The organism is Vitiosangium sp. GDMCC 1.1324, from assembly GCF_003044305.1.
GTDB lineage: Bacteria > Myxococcota > Myxococcia > Myxococcales > Myxococcaceae > Archangium.
Genome location: NZ_PZOX01000025.1, coordinates 78,733 through 94,411, shown reverse-complemented (window position 1 = coordinate 94,411; position 15,679 = coordinate 78,733). Strand labels below are relative to the sequence as shown.

Annotated in this window: 14 protein-coding genes; 6 read left to right on the top strand and 8 right to left on the bottom strand. The window is 68.8% G+C overall.

What is annotated here, in order from left to right:
• Nucleotides 1-8: 8 nt before the first annotated feature.
• Nucleotides 9-929, bottom strand: a complete 921-nt coding sequence (locus DAT35_RS47275) for a hypothetical protein (protein WP_108075940.1) — start codon at nucleotides 927-929, stop codon at nucleotides 9-11.
• Between the two features lie 271 nt (nucleotides 930-1,200).
• Between DAT35_RS47275 and DAT35_RS47270 the strand changes: the two genes are divergently transcribed.
• From DAT35_RS47270 to DAT35_RS47255, 4 genes are all read left to right on the top strand, one after another.
• Nucleotides 1,201-2,991, top strand: coding sequence for a BTAD domain-containing putative transcriptional regulator (locus DAT35_RS47270; RefSeq protein WP_158502168.1), 1,791 nt, complete (start codon nucleotides 1,201-1,203; stop codon nucleotides 2,989-2,991).
• A gap of 87 nt (nucleotides 2,992-3,078) precedes the next feature.
• On the top strand, nucleotides 3,079-4,764 hold the full coding sequence (locus DAT35_RS47265; RefSeq protein WP_233262124.1) for a polysaccharide deacetylase family protein: 1,686 nt from the start codon (nucleotides 3,079-3,081) through the stop codon (nucleotides 4,762-4,764).
• Between the two features lie 131 nt (nucleotides 4,765-4,895).
• On the top strand, nucleotides 4,896-5,615 hold the full coding sequence (locus DAT35_RS47260) for an isoprenylcysteine carboxylmethyltransferase family protein (RefSeq protein WP_158502167.1): 720 nt from the start codon (nucleotides 4,896-4,898) through the stop codon (nucleotides 5,613-5,615).
• Nucleotides 5,616-5,691: 76 nt separating this feature from the next.
• On the top strand, nucleotides 5,692-6,591 hold the full coding sequence (locus tag DAT35_RS47255) for a 1,4-dihydroxy-2-naphthoyl-CoA synthase (RefSeq protein ID WP_108075937.1): 900 nt from the start codon (nucleotides 5,692-5,694) through the stop codon (nucleotides 6,589-6,591).
• 35 nt (nucleotides 6,592-6,626) lie between these two features.
• Here DAT35_RS47255 and asnS read toward each other — a convergent pair whose 3' ends face one another.
• Nucleotides 6,627-8,027: an asparagine--tRNA ligase gene (gene asnS, locus DAT35_RS47250; protein WP_108075936.1), complete on the bottom strand. Its 1,401-nt coding sequence runs from the start codon at nucleotides 8,025-8,027 to the stop codon at nucleotides 6,627-6,629.
• A gap of 241 nt (nucleotides 8,028-8,268) precedes the next feature.
• Between asnS and DAT35_RS47245 the strand changes: the two genes are divergently transcribed.
• Complete coding sequence (locus DAT35_RS47245; RefSeq protein ID WP_108075935.1) at nucleotides 8,269-9,816, top strand: amino acid permease; 1,548 nt, start codon at nucleotides 8,269-8,271, stop codon at nucleotides 9,814-9,816.
• A 45-nt stretch (nucleotides 9,817-9,861) separates the two neighbouring features.
• Here the strand turns inward: DAT35_RS47245 and DAT35_RS47240 are convergent, their stop codons facing one another.
• The 4 genes from DAT35_RS47240 to DAT35_RS47225 all read right to left on the bottom strand — a co-directional run bounded on the left by DAT35_RS47240 (nucleotide 9,862) and on the right by DAT35_RS47225 (nucleotide 12,975).
• On the bottom strand, nucleotides 9,862-11,022 hold the full coding sequence (locus DAT35_RS47240) for a cyclic nucleotide-binding domain-containing protein (protein ID WP_108075934.1): 1,161 nt from the start codon (nucleotides 11,020-11,022) through the stop codon (nucleotides 9,862-9,864).
• Between the two features lie 189 nt (nucleotides 11,023-11,211).
• Entirely contained in the window at nucleotides 11,212-11,946 is a 735-nt protein-coding gene (locus DAT35_RS47235) for a molybdopterin-binding protein (RefSeq protein ID WP_108075933.1), read from the bottom strand.
• A gap of 13 nt (nucleotides 11,947-11,959) precedes the next feature.
• Complete coding sequence (tmk, locus tag DAT35_RS47230) at nucleotides 11,960-12,640, bottom strand: dTMP kinase (RefSeq protein WP_108075932.1); 681 nt, start codon at nucleotides 12,638-12,640, stop codon at nucleotides 11,960-11,962.
• Nucleotides 12,637-12,975 carry a hypothetical protein gene (locus DAT35_RS47225; protein WP_108075931.1) on the bottom strand — a complete coding sequence of 113 codons (339 nt, stop codon included), beginning with the start codon at nucleotides 12,973-12,975 and terminating at the stop codon, nucleotides 12,637-12,639. The genes tmk and DAT35_RS47225 overlap by 4 nt, the downstream gene beginning before the upstream one ends.
• Nucleotides 12,976-13,042: 67 nt before the next feature.
• On the opposite strand from DAT35_RS47225, the gene DAT35_RS47220 reads away from it, so the two are divergent.
• A complete protein-coding gene (locus DAT35_RS47220; protein ID WP_108075930.1) occupies nucleotides 13,043-13,543 on the top strand; it encodes an ureidoglycolate lyase in 501 nt (166 codons plus the stop codon).
• A gap of 22 nt (nucleotides 13,544-13,565) precedes the next feature.
• Here DAT35_RS47220 and thrC read toward each other — a convergent pair whose 3' ends face one another.
• Both thrC and DAT35_RS47210 read right to left on the bottom strand, forming a co-directional pair.
• Nucleotides 13,566-14,894 (bottom strand): threonine synthase, encoded by a 1,329-nt coding sequence (gene thrC / locus DAT35_RS47215; RefSeq protein WP_108075929.1) that lies wholly within the window; start codon nucleotides 14,892-14,894, stop codon nucleotides 13,566-13,568.
• Nucleotides 14,895-14,904: 10 nt separating this feature from the next.
• Nucleotides 14,905-15,468 carry a hypothetical protein gene (locus DAT35_RS47210; RefSeq protein WP_108075928.1) on the bottom strand — a complete coding sequence of 188 codons (564 nt, stop codon included), beginning with the start codon at nucleotides 15,466-15,468 and terminating at the stop codon, nucleotides 14,905-14,907.
• Between the last annotated feature and the right edge of the window lie 211 nt (nucleotides 15,469-15,679).

Genomic DNA, 15,679 nt, shown 5'->3' with positions numbered 1-15,679 from the left:
CATTCCGCCTACCTCGGCTCGACCTCCAAGCCCTCCGGAGAGGACTTCGTCGGAAGCACCTCCTGGAGGGCGAGCAGCGCCTCCGAGTCCAGGGACAGCCCCGCGAAGAGGGTGGGCGTCCAATTGCCCTGCCAGAAAGCGGGTTGAGTCACAGGCGGCGCATCTCCTCCCTGGGCCTTCCGGACGTTGAGCCCGGCGTTCAGGTAGAGGAACCAGACCTTGAACGTCAGTCCGGCATAGAGGTTGGCCGGGAATCCACCGCCGCCCAGTCCGAGCAGAAGCCCCAGGCTGAACGTCTGGCGGCGATCCCGGCTGTTCAGATCCACGGGCAGGAACGCGACTGCCCCGAACGCATCCAGCGTCAGCCCGGTGGTGCGGCCACCGCTTCCCGAGGTGGGCTCGAGGCCCGAGGACCCGAGCTGGAGATCCGGGAAGCGGTACAGCGGCACACCCGCTCCGACAACGAACCGGAAGTACCGCTTCCGGTTTTCGAGCGACCCCAGCTTCTCCTGCTGCGCCCCGGCGAGCGCCAGGAGTTGCCCCTGCCTGTGGACGAACGCCTGGAGCTCCCGGTCCTTGTTCTCCACCGCCTGGACGAGCTTCTGCTCCTGCGCCCTCGCGCTGGCGGACCCCTTGTCCTGGCTCCCCCGAGCCGCGTCGAGCTGCGCGACGAGGGCCTCTCGCTCCCGGAGCAATTGCTCGAGCCGGCCACTGTGCGAGGCAATCTGGTTCAGGAGATCATTGATGACCATCTCCGCGTTGACGATGACCGGCGCGGCCGGAGCAGCGGCAGGAGCCTTCGTGGCGATCGGAACCGGAGCGGCCACCGGTTCCGTCTTGTCCTGCGCGAGGGCCGACGTCGCCAGGAGGCACACGGCCCCCAGCAGAGGGCCTCCTGTGAAATGCTTCACACCCTGAATCGAAGACATCGTTCCCCCTCTCTCCGCATGAGCAAATCCAGGACCTTCGGTCCCTCTTGGGAACTGTGTGGCCAGTGCGTGATTGGCGCGTGATGTGTGCCCATGGCCCGCAGTACAGGGCGTGACTGCGGCGTGACAGGTGTCTGTCTTCACACGTTCAACCTGTTCACGATGGCCTTGCGGCCGACCTGTCAGGGCGTGGAGAATCCTGACTCCTTGGGAGGAGGGGGAACCAATGGATGCCGCGAGCACGCGTATCGAACTGCTTGGACGTGCGTGTGTGACCTCCCCCCAGAGTGCCCCCAGGCACCTGGAGCGCAAGGCGGCTGCGCTGGTGACCTACCTCGCCATCGAGGGCCCCACGGAACGCAGTCGGCTCGCCGGACTCCTGTGGCCGGACACCCCCGACAAGGCCGCCCGCGGAAACCTCCGCCAGCTCCTGCGACGATTGAGGCTGGCCCTGGGCGAGGACAGCCTCTCGGGGGAGGATCCCGTGTGGCTGCGCGAGAACCTCCTCATCGACACCCGCCTCTTCCGGGAGGGCTTCGAGGCGTGCGAATACTCCCGGCTCTCCACCTTCCACGGAGAGTTGCTCGCCGGCTTCACCTACGACGACTGCGCCGAGTTGGATGAGTGGCTGCGCATCCAGCGCACGCGCTTCCACTACTTTCAATGCCGCGCCGCCGAGGCCGAGGCCCTCCGCCTGGAACAGGAAGGCCAGCTCGGCTCCGCGCTCGACGCGGCACGGCGCCAGCTCCACCTCCAGCCCACCTCCGAGCAGGCCTGGCGGACCGTGATGCGTCTGCTGCTGCTGCGCGGGGACCGCTCCTCCGCTCTCCAGGCCTACCGGGACTGCCAGGCCCTGCTCCACCGGGAACTTGGGATCGATCCCTCCACCGAGACGCGGGCGCTCGCCCAGGGGATCGAACGGCCCTCGGATGCGGAGCGCACCCGGCTGCGTCCAGCTCCAGAGGAGATTCCCCTGCTGGTGCTCTCCCCACCCGTGCTGGTCGGACGCGATCACGAGTGGGAGGTGCTGGAGGAGGCCTGGGCCGAGAGCCGTCCCACCTATGTGCTCGGACAGGCGGGCATCGGGAAGACCCGGCTGGTCTCGGACTTCAGCAGTGCCCAGGGCTCCTGGCTCCTGGTCGCGGCCAGGCCCGCCGATCCTCCCACCCCCTACGCCACGAGCGCCCGAGTGGCCCGAGCGGTCCTGGGGCTCGCGCCAGAGCGGCCCCTGGAGCCATGGGTACGGCAGGAGATCGCCCGGCTCGTCCCGGAGCTTGGCCCCAGTGCACCGCCCCTGCCCTCCTGTCCCGAGGAAAAGGCGCGGCTCGCCGAGGCGCTCGCCCGGTTGATCCGCGCCTGCTGTGAGGACATGGCGGCCCTGGTGCTCGACGATGCCCACCGGTGCGACCCGGCCAGCTTCGAGCTGCACCTGCGCGTGCAGGATCTCCTGCTGGAGACCCGGCCCGAGGAGGACGCGCTGCGGCTGTTCACCTGCTTCCGTATGGGCGAGCTGTCCTCCGGATTCGAGGAGAGGCTGCGCGAGCACCGGGAGGCAGGGCTGGCCACCTGGCTCGAGGTGGAACCGCTGGCGCCGGGCTCCGTCGGCGAGCTGCTCGCCGGCATGTCCGTCCCCGGGCTGGAGACGAGCGCTCCCGAGATGGCGAGGTACACGGGCGGCAACCCGCTCTTCATCATCGAGACGGCCCGGAGCCTCGTCGCGGCCGGCGACTTCAACGGGAGCTTTCCCGCCGTCCCGCCCCCGTCGGACCGGGTGACCTGGATTGTCGAGCAGCGGCTCAAGCGGCTCTCCCCGGATGCGCTCCGGCTGGCGAGGACCGTGGCGCTCGCGGGTTCGGACTTCAGTCTGGAGTTGGCCGCGTACGTGCTGGGATTGCCAGCCGACCAGCTCGCCGCCCCCTGGAAGGAGCTGGAGGAGGCCAGGATCCTTCGCGGCGCCACCTTCACCCAGGGGGTGTTGCGCCGGATCGTCATTGAGTCACTCCCCCATCCGGTGCGTGAGGCCGTGCTGCAACGGATCTCCGCCTGCTCGCGCCGGGGGTGAACCCGAATCCAATATCCAGAACCCTCGACAAACAAGTAAACATGGAACAGCCAGGATGGAGGGGGGCATCCATGACGAGGGGTGCACATGGACGGATTGAATGCGGTGCGTCGGATGCTGCGGGGGCTCGCGGTGGCCCTGCTTCTGGGAACGGGACCTGCGTGGGCCTCGACGCCCTTCCAGCGGGGCATGGTGAGCATCACGCTGGATGACGGGTGGCCCTCGCAGTTCACGGCGGCGCGCCCGGCCCTCAACGCGCGAGGCATCCCCGCCACCTACTTCCTCGTCACCGAGGGCATCCGCAACGGGTGGACCGGTTTCGTGACGGTGCCGCAGGTCCAGACGCTCATCTCCGAGGGCAATGAGATCGGCGCCCACACGATGACGCACCCGGATCTCACCACCGTCTCCGCGACGCAGGTGGAGGCGGAGCTGCGCGACTCGCAGGCGTGGCTCGCGACGCAGTTCGGCCTGCAGGCGGTACCTGCCTTCGCCTCGCCCTACGGCGCCTACAACGCGAGCGTGCTGACCACCCTCCAGAAGTACTACGGCAGCCACCGCACGGTGAATGGAGGCCAGAACTTCAAGGACTCCAACATCCTCCAGCTCCGAGCCCATGAGGTGAATACCGCCATCAGCCTGAACACCGTGCGCGCGTGGATCGACAGCGCCGCCGCCGACAAGAGCTGGCTCATCCTCACCTTCCACCAGTTCGTGAGTGGCACGCCCACGCAGTCCACGGAGACCAACATCGGCGACTTCGAGGTGATCCTCGACTATGTCCAGAGCAAGAACGTCGACATCGTCACCGTCACCGAGGGCGTGGCGCGGATGGACGGGCTGACGGAAGATCCCGCCGGGGACACGATCGTCTACGACGACTCCACGGGCGATGGCTTCACGGACTGGAGCTGGGCCACGCACGACCTCGACAGCCGCACCGTGGTGCACAACGGCCTGGCGTCCATCTCCGCCGAGCTCGATGGCTGGAACGCCCTCTTCTTCCACCACACCTCGGGGCTCGATGCGAGCCAGTACTCGGCGCTTGAGCTGTGGGTGAACGGAGGCCTGAGCGGCGGCCAGGGCGTGCGGGTGGCGTTCTACGATGGCTCCCAGTTGCTCGGCTCGGTGCGGTTGGACTCGCTGCTGGGCCATCCCATCCTGGCGGGCACGTGGCAGCGGGTCCTCATCCCGCTGAGCACCGTGGGCCTGTCCACCGGCACCGTGCGCGACATCTACATCCAGGACGACACGGGGTGGGATCAGGGCACCGTGTACTTCGATGACGTCCGGCTGGTGCGCTCCAGCACGCCGCCTCCCGGGACGCCTCCCTTCCCGCTCTACGCGGATGGGCTCGGCTCCGGATTCAATGACTGGAGCTGGGCGACGCACACCCTGGACGAGCACGGCACCGTGCACGCGGGCACGTCGGCCATCGCCCTCGAGCCGGACGGCTATAACGCCCTCTTCTTCCACAGCAGCACGGGAGTCGATCTGAGCCGTTACAAGTCGCTCACGCTGTGGGTGAACGGTGGCACCGCCGGTGGGCAGATCGCGCGGCTGGTGCTCCATGACGGCTCCCAGACGCTCGGGGAGATCCGGTTGGACGAGGCGCTGGGACACGCCATCCAACCGGGCACCTGGCAGCAGATCACCCTCCCCCTCAACACCCTGGGGATCAGCGCCGGCACACTCCGCGACTTCTACATCCAGGACCAGTCGGGCGGAGACCAGGGCACCCTCTACCTCGACGACATCCAGTTCCTCCCGTGAGGCTCCACGGATGATGCTCCGGATGCCTGCTCGTGGTTCGAGGAGGCATCCGGGGACACTCCCCGCTCGAGGGGGTTTCCGAGCGGCAACGCGCTCGGGACATGATGCCCGCCAGCCCAGGAGATGCAGACGTGTCGCAAAACCCGGCGATGCCCCCCGAGCTCGCAGCCGAGAAGAAGAGAGCCCTGCCCCAGTCGCTGCTCGTCACCCTGAGCCTGCTCGTCATGGGCGCGCTGATCTTCCTCTCCGCGGGCCGGCTCGACTGGAGGGGCGGATGGATCTTCGCGGGGCTGGTCGTCTTCAGCCTCGCGGTCAACGGGTTCGCCACGCGCGTGCTCAACCCGGCGCTCCGTGAGGAGCGATGGAAGGAGCGCGAGGACACCAAGCCCTTCGACCGGATCATCACGAACACCTATCTGGCCATGCTGCTGACGATGACCGTGGTCGGAGGGCTCGACAACGGGCGGTTCGGCTGGACGTCGATGCCCGCGTGGTGCGAGCCCGCCGGGGTGATCCTGCACGTCCTGGGGCAGTTGCCAATGCTGTGGGCCTTCATCTCCAACCCGCACCTGGAGACGACGGTGCGGGTGCAGAAGGACCGGGAGCACAAGGTCATCAGCACGGGCCCCTACCGCTTCGTGCGGCATCCCATGTACCTGGGGCTCCTGATGATGCTGGTGGCCTGGCCGCTCGTCTTCGGCTCGCTCTGGGCGTACGTGCCCGCGAGCATCGCCATGGCCGCGTTCATCCTTCGCACCGCCCTCGAGGATCGCACCCTCCAGCGCGAGCTGCCCGGCTACGAGGAGTACACGCGGCGCACCCGCTACCGGCTCGTGCCAGGCCTCTGGTAGCGCCGCGCGCACAGGCGCTCGTTGACGCTCGGGGGTGACGTCACTAGGGTCGCGCGCTCCGCCAGGAGGAGCGACCATGACAGTTTCCGCCATCTTCAATCCCGCGCGCTGGCGCGAGGTGGAAGGCTTCAAGTTCGAGGACATCACGTACCACCGGGCCGTGGATCAGGGCACGGTGCGCATCGCCTTCAACCGCCCCGAGGTGCGCAACGCCTTCCGGCCGAAGACGGTGGACGAGCTGTACACCGCGCTGGATCACGCGCGCATGACGACGGACGTGGGCTGCGTGCTCATCACCGGCAACGGGCCGTCGCCCAAGGATGGTGGCTGGGCGTTCTGCTCGGGTGGAGACCAGCGCATCCGCGGCAAGGACGGCTACAAGTACGAGGGCGACGAGGCCGGCAAGCCGGATCCGGGCAAGCTGGGCCGGCTGCACATCCTCGAGGTGCAGCGGCTGATCCGCTTCATGCCGAAGATCGTCATCGCCGTGGTGCCGGGCTGGGCGGTGGGCGGCGGGCACAGTCTGCACGTGGTGTGCGATCTGACGCTGGCCAGCAAGGAGCACGCGCTCTTCAAGCAGACGGATCCGGACGTGGCGAGCTTCGACAGCGGCTACGGCTCGGCGCTGCTGGCGCGGCAGGTGGGCCAGAAGAAGGCGCGGGAGATCTTCTTCCTGGGGCTCAACTACACGGCGGATCAGGCCGCGGCCATGGGCATGGTGAACGCGTCGGTGCCACATGCACAACTCGAGGAGGTGGCCCTGGAGTGGGCGGGCCTCATCAACTCGAAGAGCCCCACGGCGATGCGCATGCTGAAGTACGGCTTCAACCTGCCCGATGACGGCATGGTGGGCCAGCAGCTCTTCGCGGGAGAGGCGACGCGGCTCGCCTACGGCACCGACGAGGCGAAGGAGGGCCGCGACGCCTTCCTGGAGAAGCGCGATCAGGACTACTCGCGCTTCCCCTGGCACTACTGAGGCAGGCACTCACGCCCGCGCGATGCTGGGAGGCGTCAGAACTGCGCCCAGCCCGGCACGCGCGGGTAGGGAATGGCGTCGCGGATGTTCTGCAGGCCGCACATGTAGACGATGAGCCGCTCGAACCCGAGCCCGAAGCCCGCGTGCGGCACGGAGCCGTAGCGCCGTAGATCCCGGTACCACTGGTAGTGCTCGGGCTTGAGGCCGAACTGCACCATGCGCTTGTCGAGCACGTCCAACCGCTCCTCGCGCTGGCTGCCGCCGATGATCTCCCCGATGCCCGGCGCCAGCACGTCCATGGCCGCCACCGTCTTCCCGTCCTCGTTCAGGCGCATGTAGAACGCCTTGATCTTCTCCGGGTAGTTCATCACCACCACCGGCCGGCCCACGTGCTCCTCCGTGAGGTAGCGCTCGTGCTCCGTCTGCAGGTCGTTGCCCCACTCCGGCGCGTAGTCGAACTTCTTCTTGGCCTTCTTGAGGATGTCGATCGCGTCGGTGTAGTCGATCCGCTCGAAGCTGGAGTTGATGAACTTCTCCATGCGCTCGATGACGCCCTTCTGCTGGCGCTCCTCGAAGAACTTCATGTCGGGTCCGCACTCGGCGAGCACCGTCTTGAAGACGGACTTGAGGAAGCGCTCGGCCAGGTTCGCGTCCTCGTTGAGGTCCGCGAAGGCGATCTCCGGCTCGATCATCCAGAACTCGGCCAGGTGACGGGTGGTGTTCGAGTTCTCCGCGCGGAAGGTGGGCCCGAACGTGTACACCTTCGAGAGTGCCAGGCAGTACGCCTCCACGTTGAGCTGGCCGGAGACGGTGAGGTAGGCCTCCTTGCCGAAGAAGTCCTTGCCCCAGTCGATCTTCCCGGTGTCCGTGCGCGGCGGGTTCACCGCGTCCAGCGTGGACACGCGGAACATCTGCCCGGCGCCCTCGGCGTCGCTGGCGGTGATGATCGGCGTGTTCACCCAGAAGAAGCCCTCCTCGTGGAAGAACCGGTGGACAGCCTGGGCCGCCACGTGGCGCACGCGGGTGACGGCACCAAAGGTGTTGGTGCGCGGCCGGAGGTGGGCCACCTCGCGGAGGAACTCCAGCGTGTGCTGCTTGGGCTGGATGGGATAGGTGTCCGGATCCTCCACGAAGCCGAGCACCTGCACCTCATCGGCCTGGATCTCGAAAGACTGGCCCTTACCCTGCGACTTCACGAGCGTGCCGCGGGCGACGACGGAGCACCCGGCGGTGAGGTGGAGCACCTCCTTCTCGTAGTTGGGCAGCGTATTGGGCGCGACCACCTGGATCGGATCGAAGGTCGAACCATCGCTCACGTTGACGAAGCTGATGCCCGCCTTCGAGTCACGGCGCGTGCGCACCCAGCCGCGCACCTCGACCTTCGTGTCCGGTGCCACCGAACCATCCAGCGCCTTCTTCACACTGACGACCTGCATGGACTCCCTTCCTTCCTCACGAGCCTCAGAGAACGCGGAGTTAGCCGTCCCGATGCCTAGAGGATAAGCCCCATGAGCACTCGCCGGGCAGCCAGCCGGTGCTTGACAGGTCCCCCGCTCCCCTCTGGGGCGGGCCCGCTCCCCCCCCGGAGCCCCGCCGCTCCTCGGGCGGGAGGCCAACGCGGCGCGGCACGGACGGGAGGAGACCAGACGGGTGGGAACGTGGTAATTCGCACGCCCCATGCGTTCTCTCTTCCAACGCAAGCAGATCGCCGATCTCCTCCCCGAGGGCGAGTCGTCCGGCGGCCTGAAGCGTGCGCTCGGCACCAGCGACCTCGTGATGCTCTCCATCGGCGCGGTCATCGGCGCCGGCATCTTCTCCACACTCGGCACCGCGGCCGCCGGCGAGGTGCTGCCGAGTGGCGAGGTCATCCGCCACGGTGCTGGCCCCGCCCTCACCGTGTCCTTCCTGCTGCTCGGCGCGGTGTGTGCCCTGGCGGCGCTCTGCTACGCCGAGCTGGCCTCGATGATCCCCCAGGCCGGCAGTGCCTACGCGTACTCCTACGCGACGTTGGGAGAGATCATCGCGTGGATCATCGGGTGGGATCTCATCCTCGAGTACGCGGTGGGCAACGTGGCGGTGGCCATCGCCTGGGCGGGGTACTTCAACTCGCTCATCTCCCCCTGGGTGCACATCCCGGACTGGCTCACGCACGGCTACTACAACGTGCACGCGAGCACGGATCCGGCCATCCACGGCCTGCTGGAGACGGCGCCGCGCCTGTTCGGCATCCCCGTGCTGGTGAACCTGCCGGCCTTCCTCATCGTGATGCTCATCACCTGGCTGCTGGTGATCGGGGTGAAGGAGAGCACCCGGGTCAACAACGCCATGGTGGTGGTGAAGCTGCTGGTGCTCACCCTCTTCGTGGGCGTGGGCGCGCTGCACATCAACCCGGCGAACTACACGCCGTTCGCCCCCAATGGCTTCACCGGCATCCACCAGGCGGCGGCCATCGTGTTCTTCGCCTACATCGGCTTCGACGCCATCTCCACCGCGGCCGAGGAGACGAAGGAGCCGCAGCGCACCCTGCCCAAGGGCATCCTCCTGGGCCTGGGCGTGTGCACGGTCATCTACGTCATCGTCGGAGCCGTGGCCACGGGCCTCATCCCCTACCAGCAGCTCAAGTCCTCGGATCCGCTGGCGCACGCCTTCGAGGTGGCCGGGCTGACGCAGTTCAGCTGGATCATCTCCCTGGGCGCGGTCGTCTCCATGGCGGCGGTGCTGCTCGTCTTCCAGTACGGCCAGCCGCGCATCTTCTACGCCATGGCGCGCGACGGCCTGCTGCCCCCGTGGGCGGCCAAGGTGCACCCCAAGTACCGCACGCCCCATGTCACCACGCTCGTCACCGGCGTGCTGGTGGCCCTCGGCTCGCTGGTGGCCGATGACGCCGCCACCTACGACCTGACCAACATCGGCACCCTGTCCGCCTTCATGCTGGTGTGCCTCGGCGTGCCCGTGCTGCGCCTGAAGGACCCGAACCGGCCCCGGCCCTTCAAGGTGCCCTTCGTGTGGCCGGTGTCGATCGCCGGCGCCGCCGCGTGTCTCTTCGTGATGAAGGGCCTGCCCGTGCACGCCTGGGAGCGCTTCGGCATCTGGCTGGCCATCGGACTCGTCGTCTACTTCGCCTATGGCTACCGCAACTCCGTGCTGCGGCGGGGCGTGGCCCCGGTGAACCTCGAGGCCCAGGCCGGCGCGGGCCCCAGTGTGGAGCCGCCCGGCAACATGTAGGGCTCCGGGCCTCCCGCGAAACCTGGCCCGGAGCACGGCGGCTGGTCAGACGCGCGACGGCTCCTTGCCGCGCGACGACGCATCGCCGGGAGCCGGGGGCGCCCAGAACATCCCGGCGGAGTACAGGAGGCGCTCATTGCCCAACCGAGAGAGCGCCTCGCACAGCCCGGGCTGATCCAGGAGGTGTCGCTCGCAGCTCCCCCAGTCCAGCCGCAGCAACAGGCAGGCCGTCTCCGAGCGCACCGTCGCGGTGGCCGACAGGCCGAGCATCAGGGAGATCTCCCCGAACATGTCGCCTTCGCCCAGCGTCCTCAGGAGGCTCGTGCCGCCATCCGGGTGACGGTGCAGCGCCTGGCACTGGCCCCTCAGCAACAGGTACAGGGCGTCCACCGGCTTGCCTTGTTCGAGCAGCGTCACCCCCTCCGGCCTGGCGCACAGCTCGAAGTCACGGGCCACGGCCTCCCTCCTGTCGGGCGAGAGGAGCCGGAAGATCGGATTGGCACGAAGCACGTCCGTCAGCAGGCGCTCGCGGTGGAAGGCCCGCAGCACCTCCGCCACGGATGGATGACGCTGGACGATCTGATCCAACCGCGCCCGCGTCAGCTCCAACACCGCCGTGCGCTCGAAGGCCCTGACACTCGCGAGCCTTGGCACGTCCGAGAGGATCGACACTTCTCCGAAGAAGTCCCCCTCGCCCAGGAAGGCCACCGTGCGCCGCCGCCCCGACTTCAGCGTCCGCACCACCTCCACGCTCCCCTCCACGATGGCGAACATGGAATTGCCCGGCTCCCCCTCCTCGACGATGGTCTCCCCCGGCTGGAAGTCCCGCAGCTCCAGGGCCTCCATCACCGACAGGAACTCCTTCTCGCCGAGCCTCGCGAGCAGGGAGACGCGCGGCGGCACCACGCCCTCGTGCGAGCTCATCTCGTTGGCCGGAACCACCACCACGGGCATCGGGACAGAGGGCCCTGGGGGCGTCAGCGGATCCATCCGCCGGGCATCGAGCTCCACGAACAACCGCCGAGTCGGCTCGTGGTCCGGCTCGAGCCGGAGGATGACCTTGCACAGCGCGATGGCGCGCAACAGCCATCCCTGCCGGGCCCAGGCCTCCGCCAGGTGCTCGTACTCCGAGAGAGCCTCTTCCGGCTGCTCGCTGGAAGGGAGCTGAACGACCTCATCCACCTGCTGACGCGGCGTATCGGACATCGTTCCCCCTCTTGTCAGGGCACCAGCACGGAATGCGTGGTCTCGGGCCCAGTCTTCCTGCAGGGTGCACGCACACCCCGTCCAGTGTCTGTGAGCGAATTCACAGGCTTGGAGAGAATTCCTTCACCTCCGGGTCGAGGCGCGACGAACTCCGCGTCCGTGTTGAGCAGACAACTTTCGAGAGGCGTTCTACTCCGTGCGGACCACCGAGCCCGCCGGCAGCCCCGTCTGGAGCCGGGCCACGGCATCCTCCACGGCCGCCTTCTCCACGCTCTCCACCGTCACCTTCACCAGGTAGTCCAGCGCCGGGTCGAACATCGGGTACGAGCCGATCGCCACGTGCGGCATGTCGAGCGCCACCCGGTCCAGGACCGCCGCCACCGCGCTCTCCCCCAGGCCCAGGTACAGCACCCGCAGGTGCACCGGCGTGCCCTGCATCCGCGCCAGGACCGACTCCAGCTGCATCCGGAAGAGCTGTGGCACTCCGGGCAGCATGAACACGTCCTCCACCGTCAGCACCGGGTACCAGATCCCCGGCTGGTGGATCAGCACCGCGCCCTCGGGAGCATCCGCCAGCCGCAGCGCCTCGTCCGTCAGCGAGTCCATTGCCTTCGTGCGGACGAGTTCCACCATCTCCGGAAGACGCACCACCTTGCGCCCCATCGCCAGCGCCACCGCGCGCACCGTCACGTCATCGTGCGTGGGGCCGATGCCTCCGCTCGTGAAGACGTACTTCGCCCGCAGCCGCGCCCGCGCCACCGCTTCCACGATGACGTCCACTTCGTCGGGGACGATCTCCAGCGAGCGCAGGGGAACGCCCACCTCGCGCAGACGCCGGATGAGGTGGGGGCCGTTGGCATCCACCACCTTCGCCGTGAGGACCTCGTTACCGATGATGACCGCTGCTGCGCCCGTGGGCTCCATGCGGCCGGGGACTCTACCTCACCGCCGCGCGCCCGGGCTTCCGTCCGAGCAACTTGCGCACCTGGGTCAGGCAGTCGGCCGTCACGGCCTCCACCGGTTGGTCCCCATCGATGCGCACCACGTGCTCGCGCTTGCCCCGCAGCCGGATGGCCGCCTCGTACTGCTTGGAGATGCGGCGCTGCTTCTCCTCCGCATCGAAGAGCTCCTCGGGCCCGCCCCGCGCCGCCCGCCGCCTCGCCGCCACCTCGATGGGCACCCCGACGTACAGCGTCAGGTCCGCTGGCACCGCGTGCGCGTTGATCGTCTCCACCCACTCCATGGGCAGCGACGCCCCCTGGTAGGCCAGCGACGACAACACCGAGCGATCACTCAGCACCACCTGCCCCGCCTCCAACGCCGGCAGCACCTTGGCTCGCAGGTGATCCGTCCGATCCGCCGCGTACATCAGCGCCAGCGTCTCCGGCGCCAGGGGCTGCGTGCCTCCAGGCCCCGGCAGCACCATCCGCCCCGTCAGCGCTTGCCGGATCAGCACGCCCACCGGCCCGTCCGAGGGCTCGCGCGTGGTGAGCACCGAGTGGCCCTCTGCGCGCAACGCGGACGCCAACCGCTCCACCTGGGTGGTGGTGCCCGCGCCGTCCAGACCTTCCAGAACGATGAGACGCCCGCTCCGAGCGGGCTTGCGTGCGGGGCTCACCGCGGCAACAGGGCCGTGGGGTCATCCAGACGCAGCCGGCGGCGCAGCTCCAGCATCGTCTCGTAACGCACCAGCTCGTCCGCCAGCACCGTACGGCCCTGGCGGTAACGCACCAGGCCGTAGAGGGCCAATCCCACCGTGACCGCCAGACCCAGCCACGCCACGTACGGCGCCCTCGCCGAGTCCCAGAAGAGCTTCGCCGTCGCGCCTCCGAAGATGAGCGAGACGATGAAGGACACGCCCGCGTGGGCGAAGAGAAGCGTGCTCTGGCGCGTGGACAGCGCCTCCTGGAGGCGCTCGAGCTGCTCGTGGAGGTTCTGCGTTTCTGCGTTCACGGGGCGGCGACCCTAGCGGAACAGGGGGGCCTCGTCGAGTCTCGCCCTGCGGTAGACTCCGCCGGGCATGCCCATCCAAGCGCGGCCCCTCACACGGGCGGAGTTCGCCCCTTTCGGCGACGTCATCGGCCTGGAGCTCGACGGGGGCTCCAGCGCCAATCAGGGAACGGCCACCCGGTACGACCGGATCGCCCAGCTCACCAGTTCCCGGCCAGGGGCCCAGCCCAACCTGGCCGTGTTCCGCTCGGTGTCCAAGGCCCTGCCCTTCGAGGTGCGTCTGCTGGAGCGCCACCCTTGCTCGACCCAGATGTTCGCGCCCCTCGCGTGCCGGCGCTACCTCGTGGTCGTGTGCCCGGATGACGCACGTGGCGAGCCGGATCTCCCCCGACTCCGCGCATTCGTGTGCGGCCCCGGCCAGGGCATCAACTACCGCGCCAACGTCTGGCACCACCCCATCATCGCGCTCGACGGGCCCGCCGACTTCCTGATGCTCGCCTGGGAGGATGGTTCGGCGCTCGACTGCGAGGAGCGGCCCCTCGCCACTCCCCTCTTCGTCACGAGCGACTGACCCCCACCTTCAGGGGCACCCTTCAGAGATCGGCGAGCGCCTTGCGGACCGCGTCCAGATCCGCGGGGAGATCCTTGGGCGGATTGGCGTAACGGCTCGTCACGTCCGCCAGCGCTCCCCGGTGGTAGCCCACCTTGAAGTCCGGGAACTTCAGCCCGTGCGCCGTGGACACCACCGCCACCCGAGAGCCCCGGGCAATCACGCCCTGGGCCACCAGCTTCTCCAGCGCCGCCAGCGCCACGCCCGTGTGCGGGCATGCGAACGTCCCTTCCCGGTCCGCACGCGCCGCCGCGTTCGCCAGCTCGGACTCCGTCGCCTCCTCCACCACTCCGTCGAAGGCCTTCAGGATCCGCACCGCGCGCCGGAAGGACACCGGGTTCCCAATCTGGATCGCCGACGCCAGCGTGCGCTCGGCCGTCATGGGCTGCAGCTCCTTGAAGCCTCCTCGGAAGGCCCTCATCAGCGGATTGGCCCGCTGCGCCTGCGCCACCGCGATCCGCGGCCGCTTGGAGATGACCCCTAGCGCCAGCATCAGCTCGAAGCCCTTGCCCAACGCGCTCGCGTTGCCCAGGTTCCCTCCCGGAATCACCACCCAGTCCGGTGGCTCCCAGCCCAGGTCCTGGCACAGCTCGATGGCCACCACCTTCTGCCCCTCGATGCGCAGCGAGTTCATCGAGTTGGCCAGGTACAGGCCCGCGTCCTGCGTCACCTGCTGCACCACCCGCATGCAGCCGTCGAAGTCCGTGTCCAGCGACAGCACCCGCGCCCCATTGGCCACCGGCTGCACCAGCTGCGACAGCGACACCTTGTCCTTCGGCAGGAACACCACCGAGGGAATCCCCGCCGCCGCGCAGTAGGCCGACAGCGCCGCCGAGGTGTCCCCCGTGGACGCGCACGCCACCGCCCGGATGGGCACTCCCCTGGCGCGCATGTGCTTCACCGCGGACACCAGGACCGTCATGCCCCAGTCCTTGAAGCTGCCCGTCGGCGAGACACCACACTCCTTCAAGTCCAGGCTCGCCAGCCCCAGCTCCGCCGCCATGCGCGGCAGTCCCTTGAGCGGCACCCGCCCCTCTCCCAGCGAGACGATGTCCTCCGCTGGAAGCTGGGGGTACACCCATTCGTGCTTGCCCCAGACTCCCGAGGCATGGGGCAGCCGCGAGGCCCCGAAGCGCTGCTGGAAGCGGCGCCGCCACTCCTCGGCGGGAACCGACTTCAGCGCCTCCACATCGTGCGCCACCTCCAACAACCCCTGGCAGCGCGGACAGCGATAGACAACCTCCAGCAGCGAGGCGCGGAAGCCACATCCCTCACTGCAGGCATATTCGGCGTGAAACGCGGGCGTGCTCATAGATGGTTGATCACTCGGCCGCCGGAACGAGGGTACTGCAGGTGACGCAGGCCCGGCCCGCGTACGCGGGGGAATGGCACTTCGGGCACGACGTCCGCTCTCCGGCCTGGGGCAGGCGGGTGGAGGCCGTCTCGGGTTGCGCCAGGCGCACCTTGGGCAGCCTCATGCCGCAGCGATCGCATACGGCCCCGCTCTCCTGCACGTTGCGGCAGTAGCGGCAGACGACCGGGCCCGTGGGCGCCGCCGTCCTCACTCCGTCCGAGACAGCTCTCCCCGTTTCCATGTCCGGAATGGGCGCCACCATGACGTTGCCCGCCGCGGCCGAGCGCCCCGTGTCCAGCTCGGGCACCGGCTGCACGGCGACATCCGGCACTCGCTGCCGGGCCGTCAGCTCCAGGTCCGGAATCGCCGCGACGGGCACCGGCGCACGGCCCCCCGCGAGCTGCGTCTGCTCCAATTCCGCCAGCGGCGCCACCGCCACGGCCACCGGGGCGACCGCGGTCAGCTTCTTCCCACAGACTTCACACTCGGCGCCCTGAGCCTGCTGGTGCTCGCACACGGGGCAGATGATCATGGCCGAGAGGTTAGCGGCCCCGCTCCAGCCGGGCAATGAGCGCCCGAGGCTCCGTCCCCACATCGTCACGGCCGGAAGGCCCTCACCCCCCAGCCAGCTCCTCCCAGCACCCTCTGAGGGCCGCCTCGGAGAGGGCTGGTTGCCTCCTCCCCGGTACGAGGGGGCGGGAGGAGCCTGCTGGACGGCAGGCCCACTCCACTGCGGGCAGGCC

Coding starts and splice junctions, on each gene's coding strand:
- DAT35_RS47275 (WP_108075940.1), bottom strand. CDS start 929: ATGTCTTCGATTCAGGGTGTGAAGCATTTCACAGGAGGCCCTCTGCTG.
- DAT35_RS47265 (WP_233262124.1), top strand. CDS start 3,079: ATGGACGGATTGAATGCGGTGCGTCGGATGCTGCGGGGGCTCGCGGTG.
- DAT35_RS47255 (WP_108075937.1), top strand. CDS start 5,692: ATGACAGTTTCCGCCATCTTCAATCCCGCGCGCTGGCGCGAGGTGGAA.
- asnS (WP_108075936.1), bottom strand. CDS start 8,027: ATGCAGGTCGTCAGTGTGAAGAAGGCGCTGGATGGTTCGGTGGCACCG.
- DAT35_RS47245 (WP_108075935.1), top strand. CDS start 8,269: ATGCGTTCTCTCTTCCAACGCAAGCAGATCGCCGATCTCCTCCCCGAG.
- DAT35_RS47240 (WP_108075934.1), bottom strand. CDS start 11,022: ATGTCCGATACGCCGCGTCAGCAGGTGGATGAGGTCGTTCAGCTCCCT.
- DAT35_RS47235 (WP_108075933.1), bottom strand. CDS start 11,946: ATGGAGCCCACGGGCGCAGCAGCGGTCATCATCGGTAACGAGGTCCTC.
- DAT35_RS47220 (WP_108075930.1), top strand. CDS start 13,043: ATGCCCATCCAAGCGCGGCCCCTCACACGGGCGGAGTTCGCCCCTTTC.
- thrC (WP_108075929.1), bottom strand. CDS start 14,894: ATGAGCACGCCCGCGTTTCACGCCGAATATGCCTGCAGTGAGGGATGT.
- DAT35_RS47210 (WP_108075928.1), bottom strand. CDS start 15,468: ATGATCATCTGCCCCGTGTGCGAGCACCAGCAGGCTCAGGGCGCCGAG.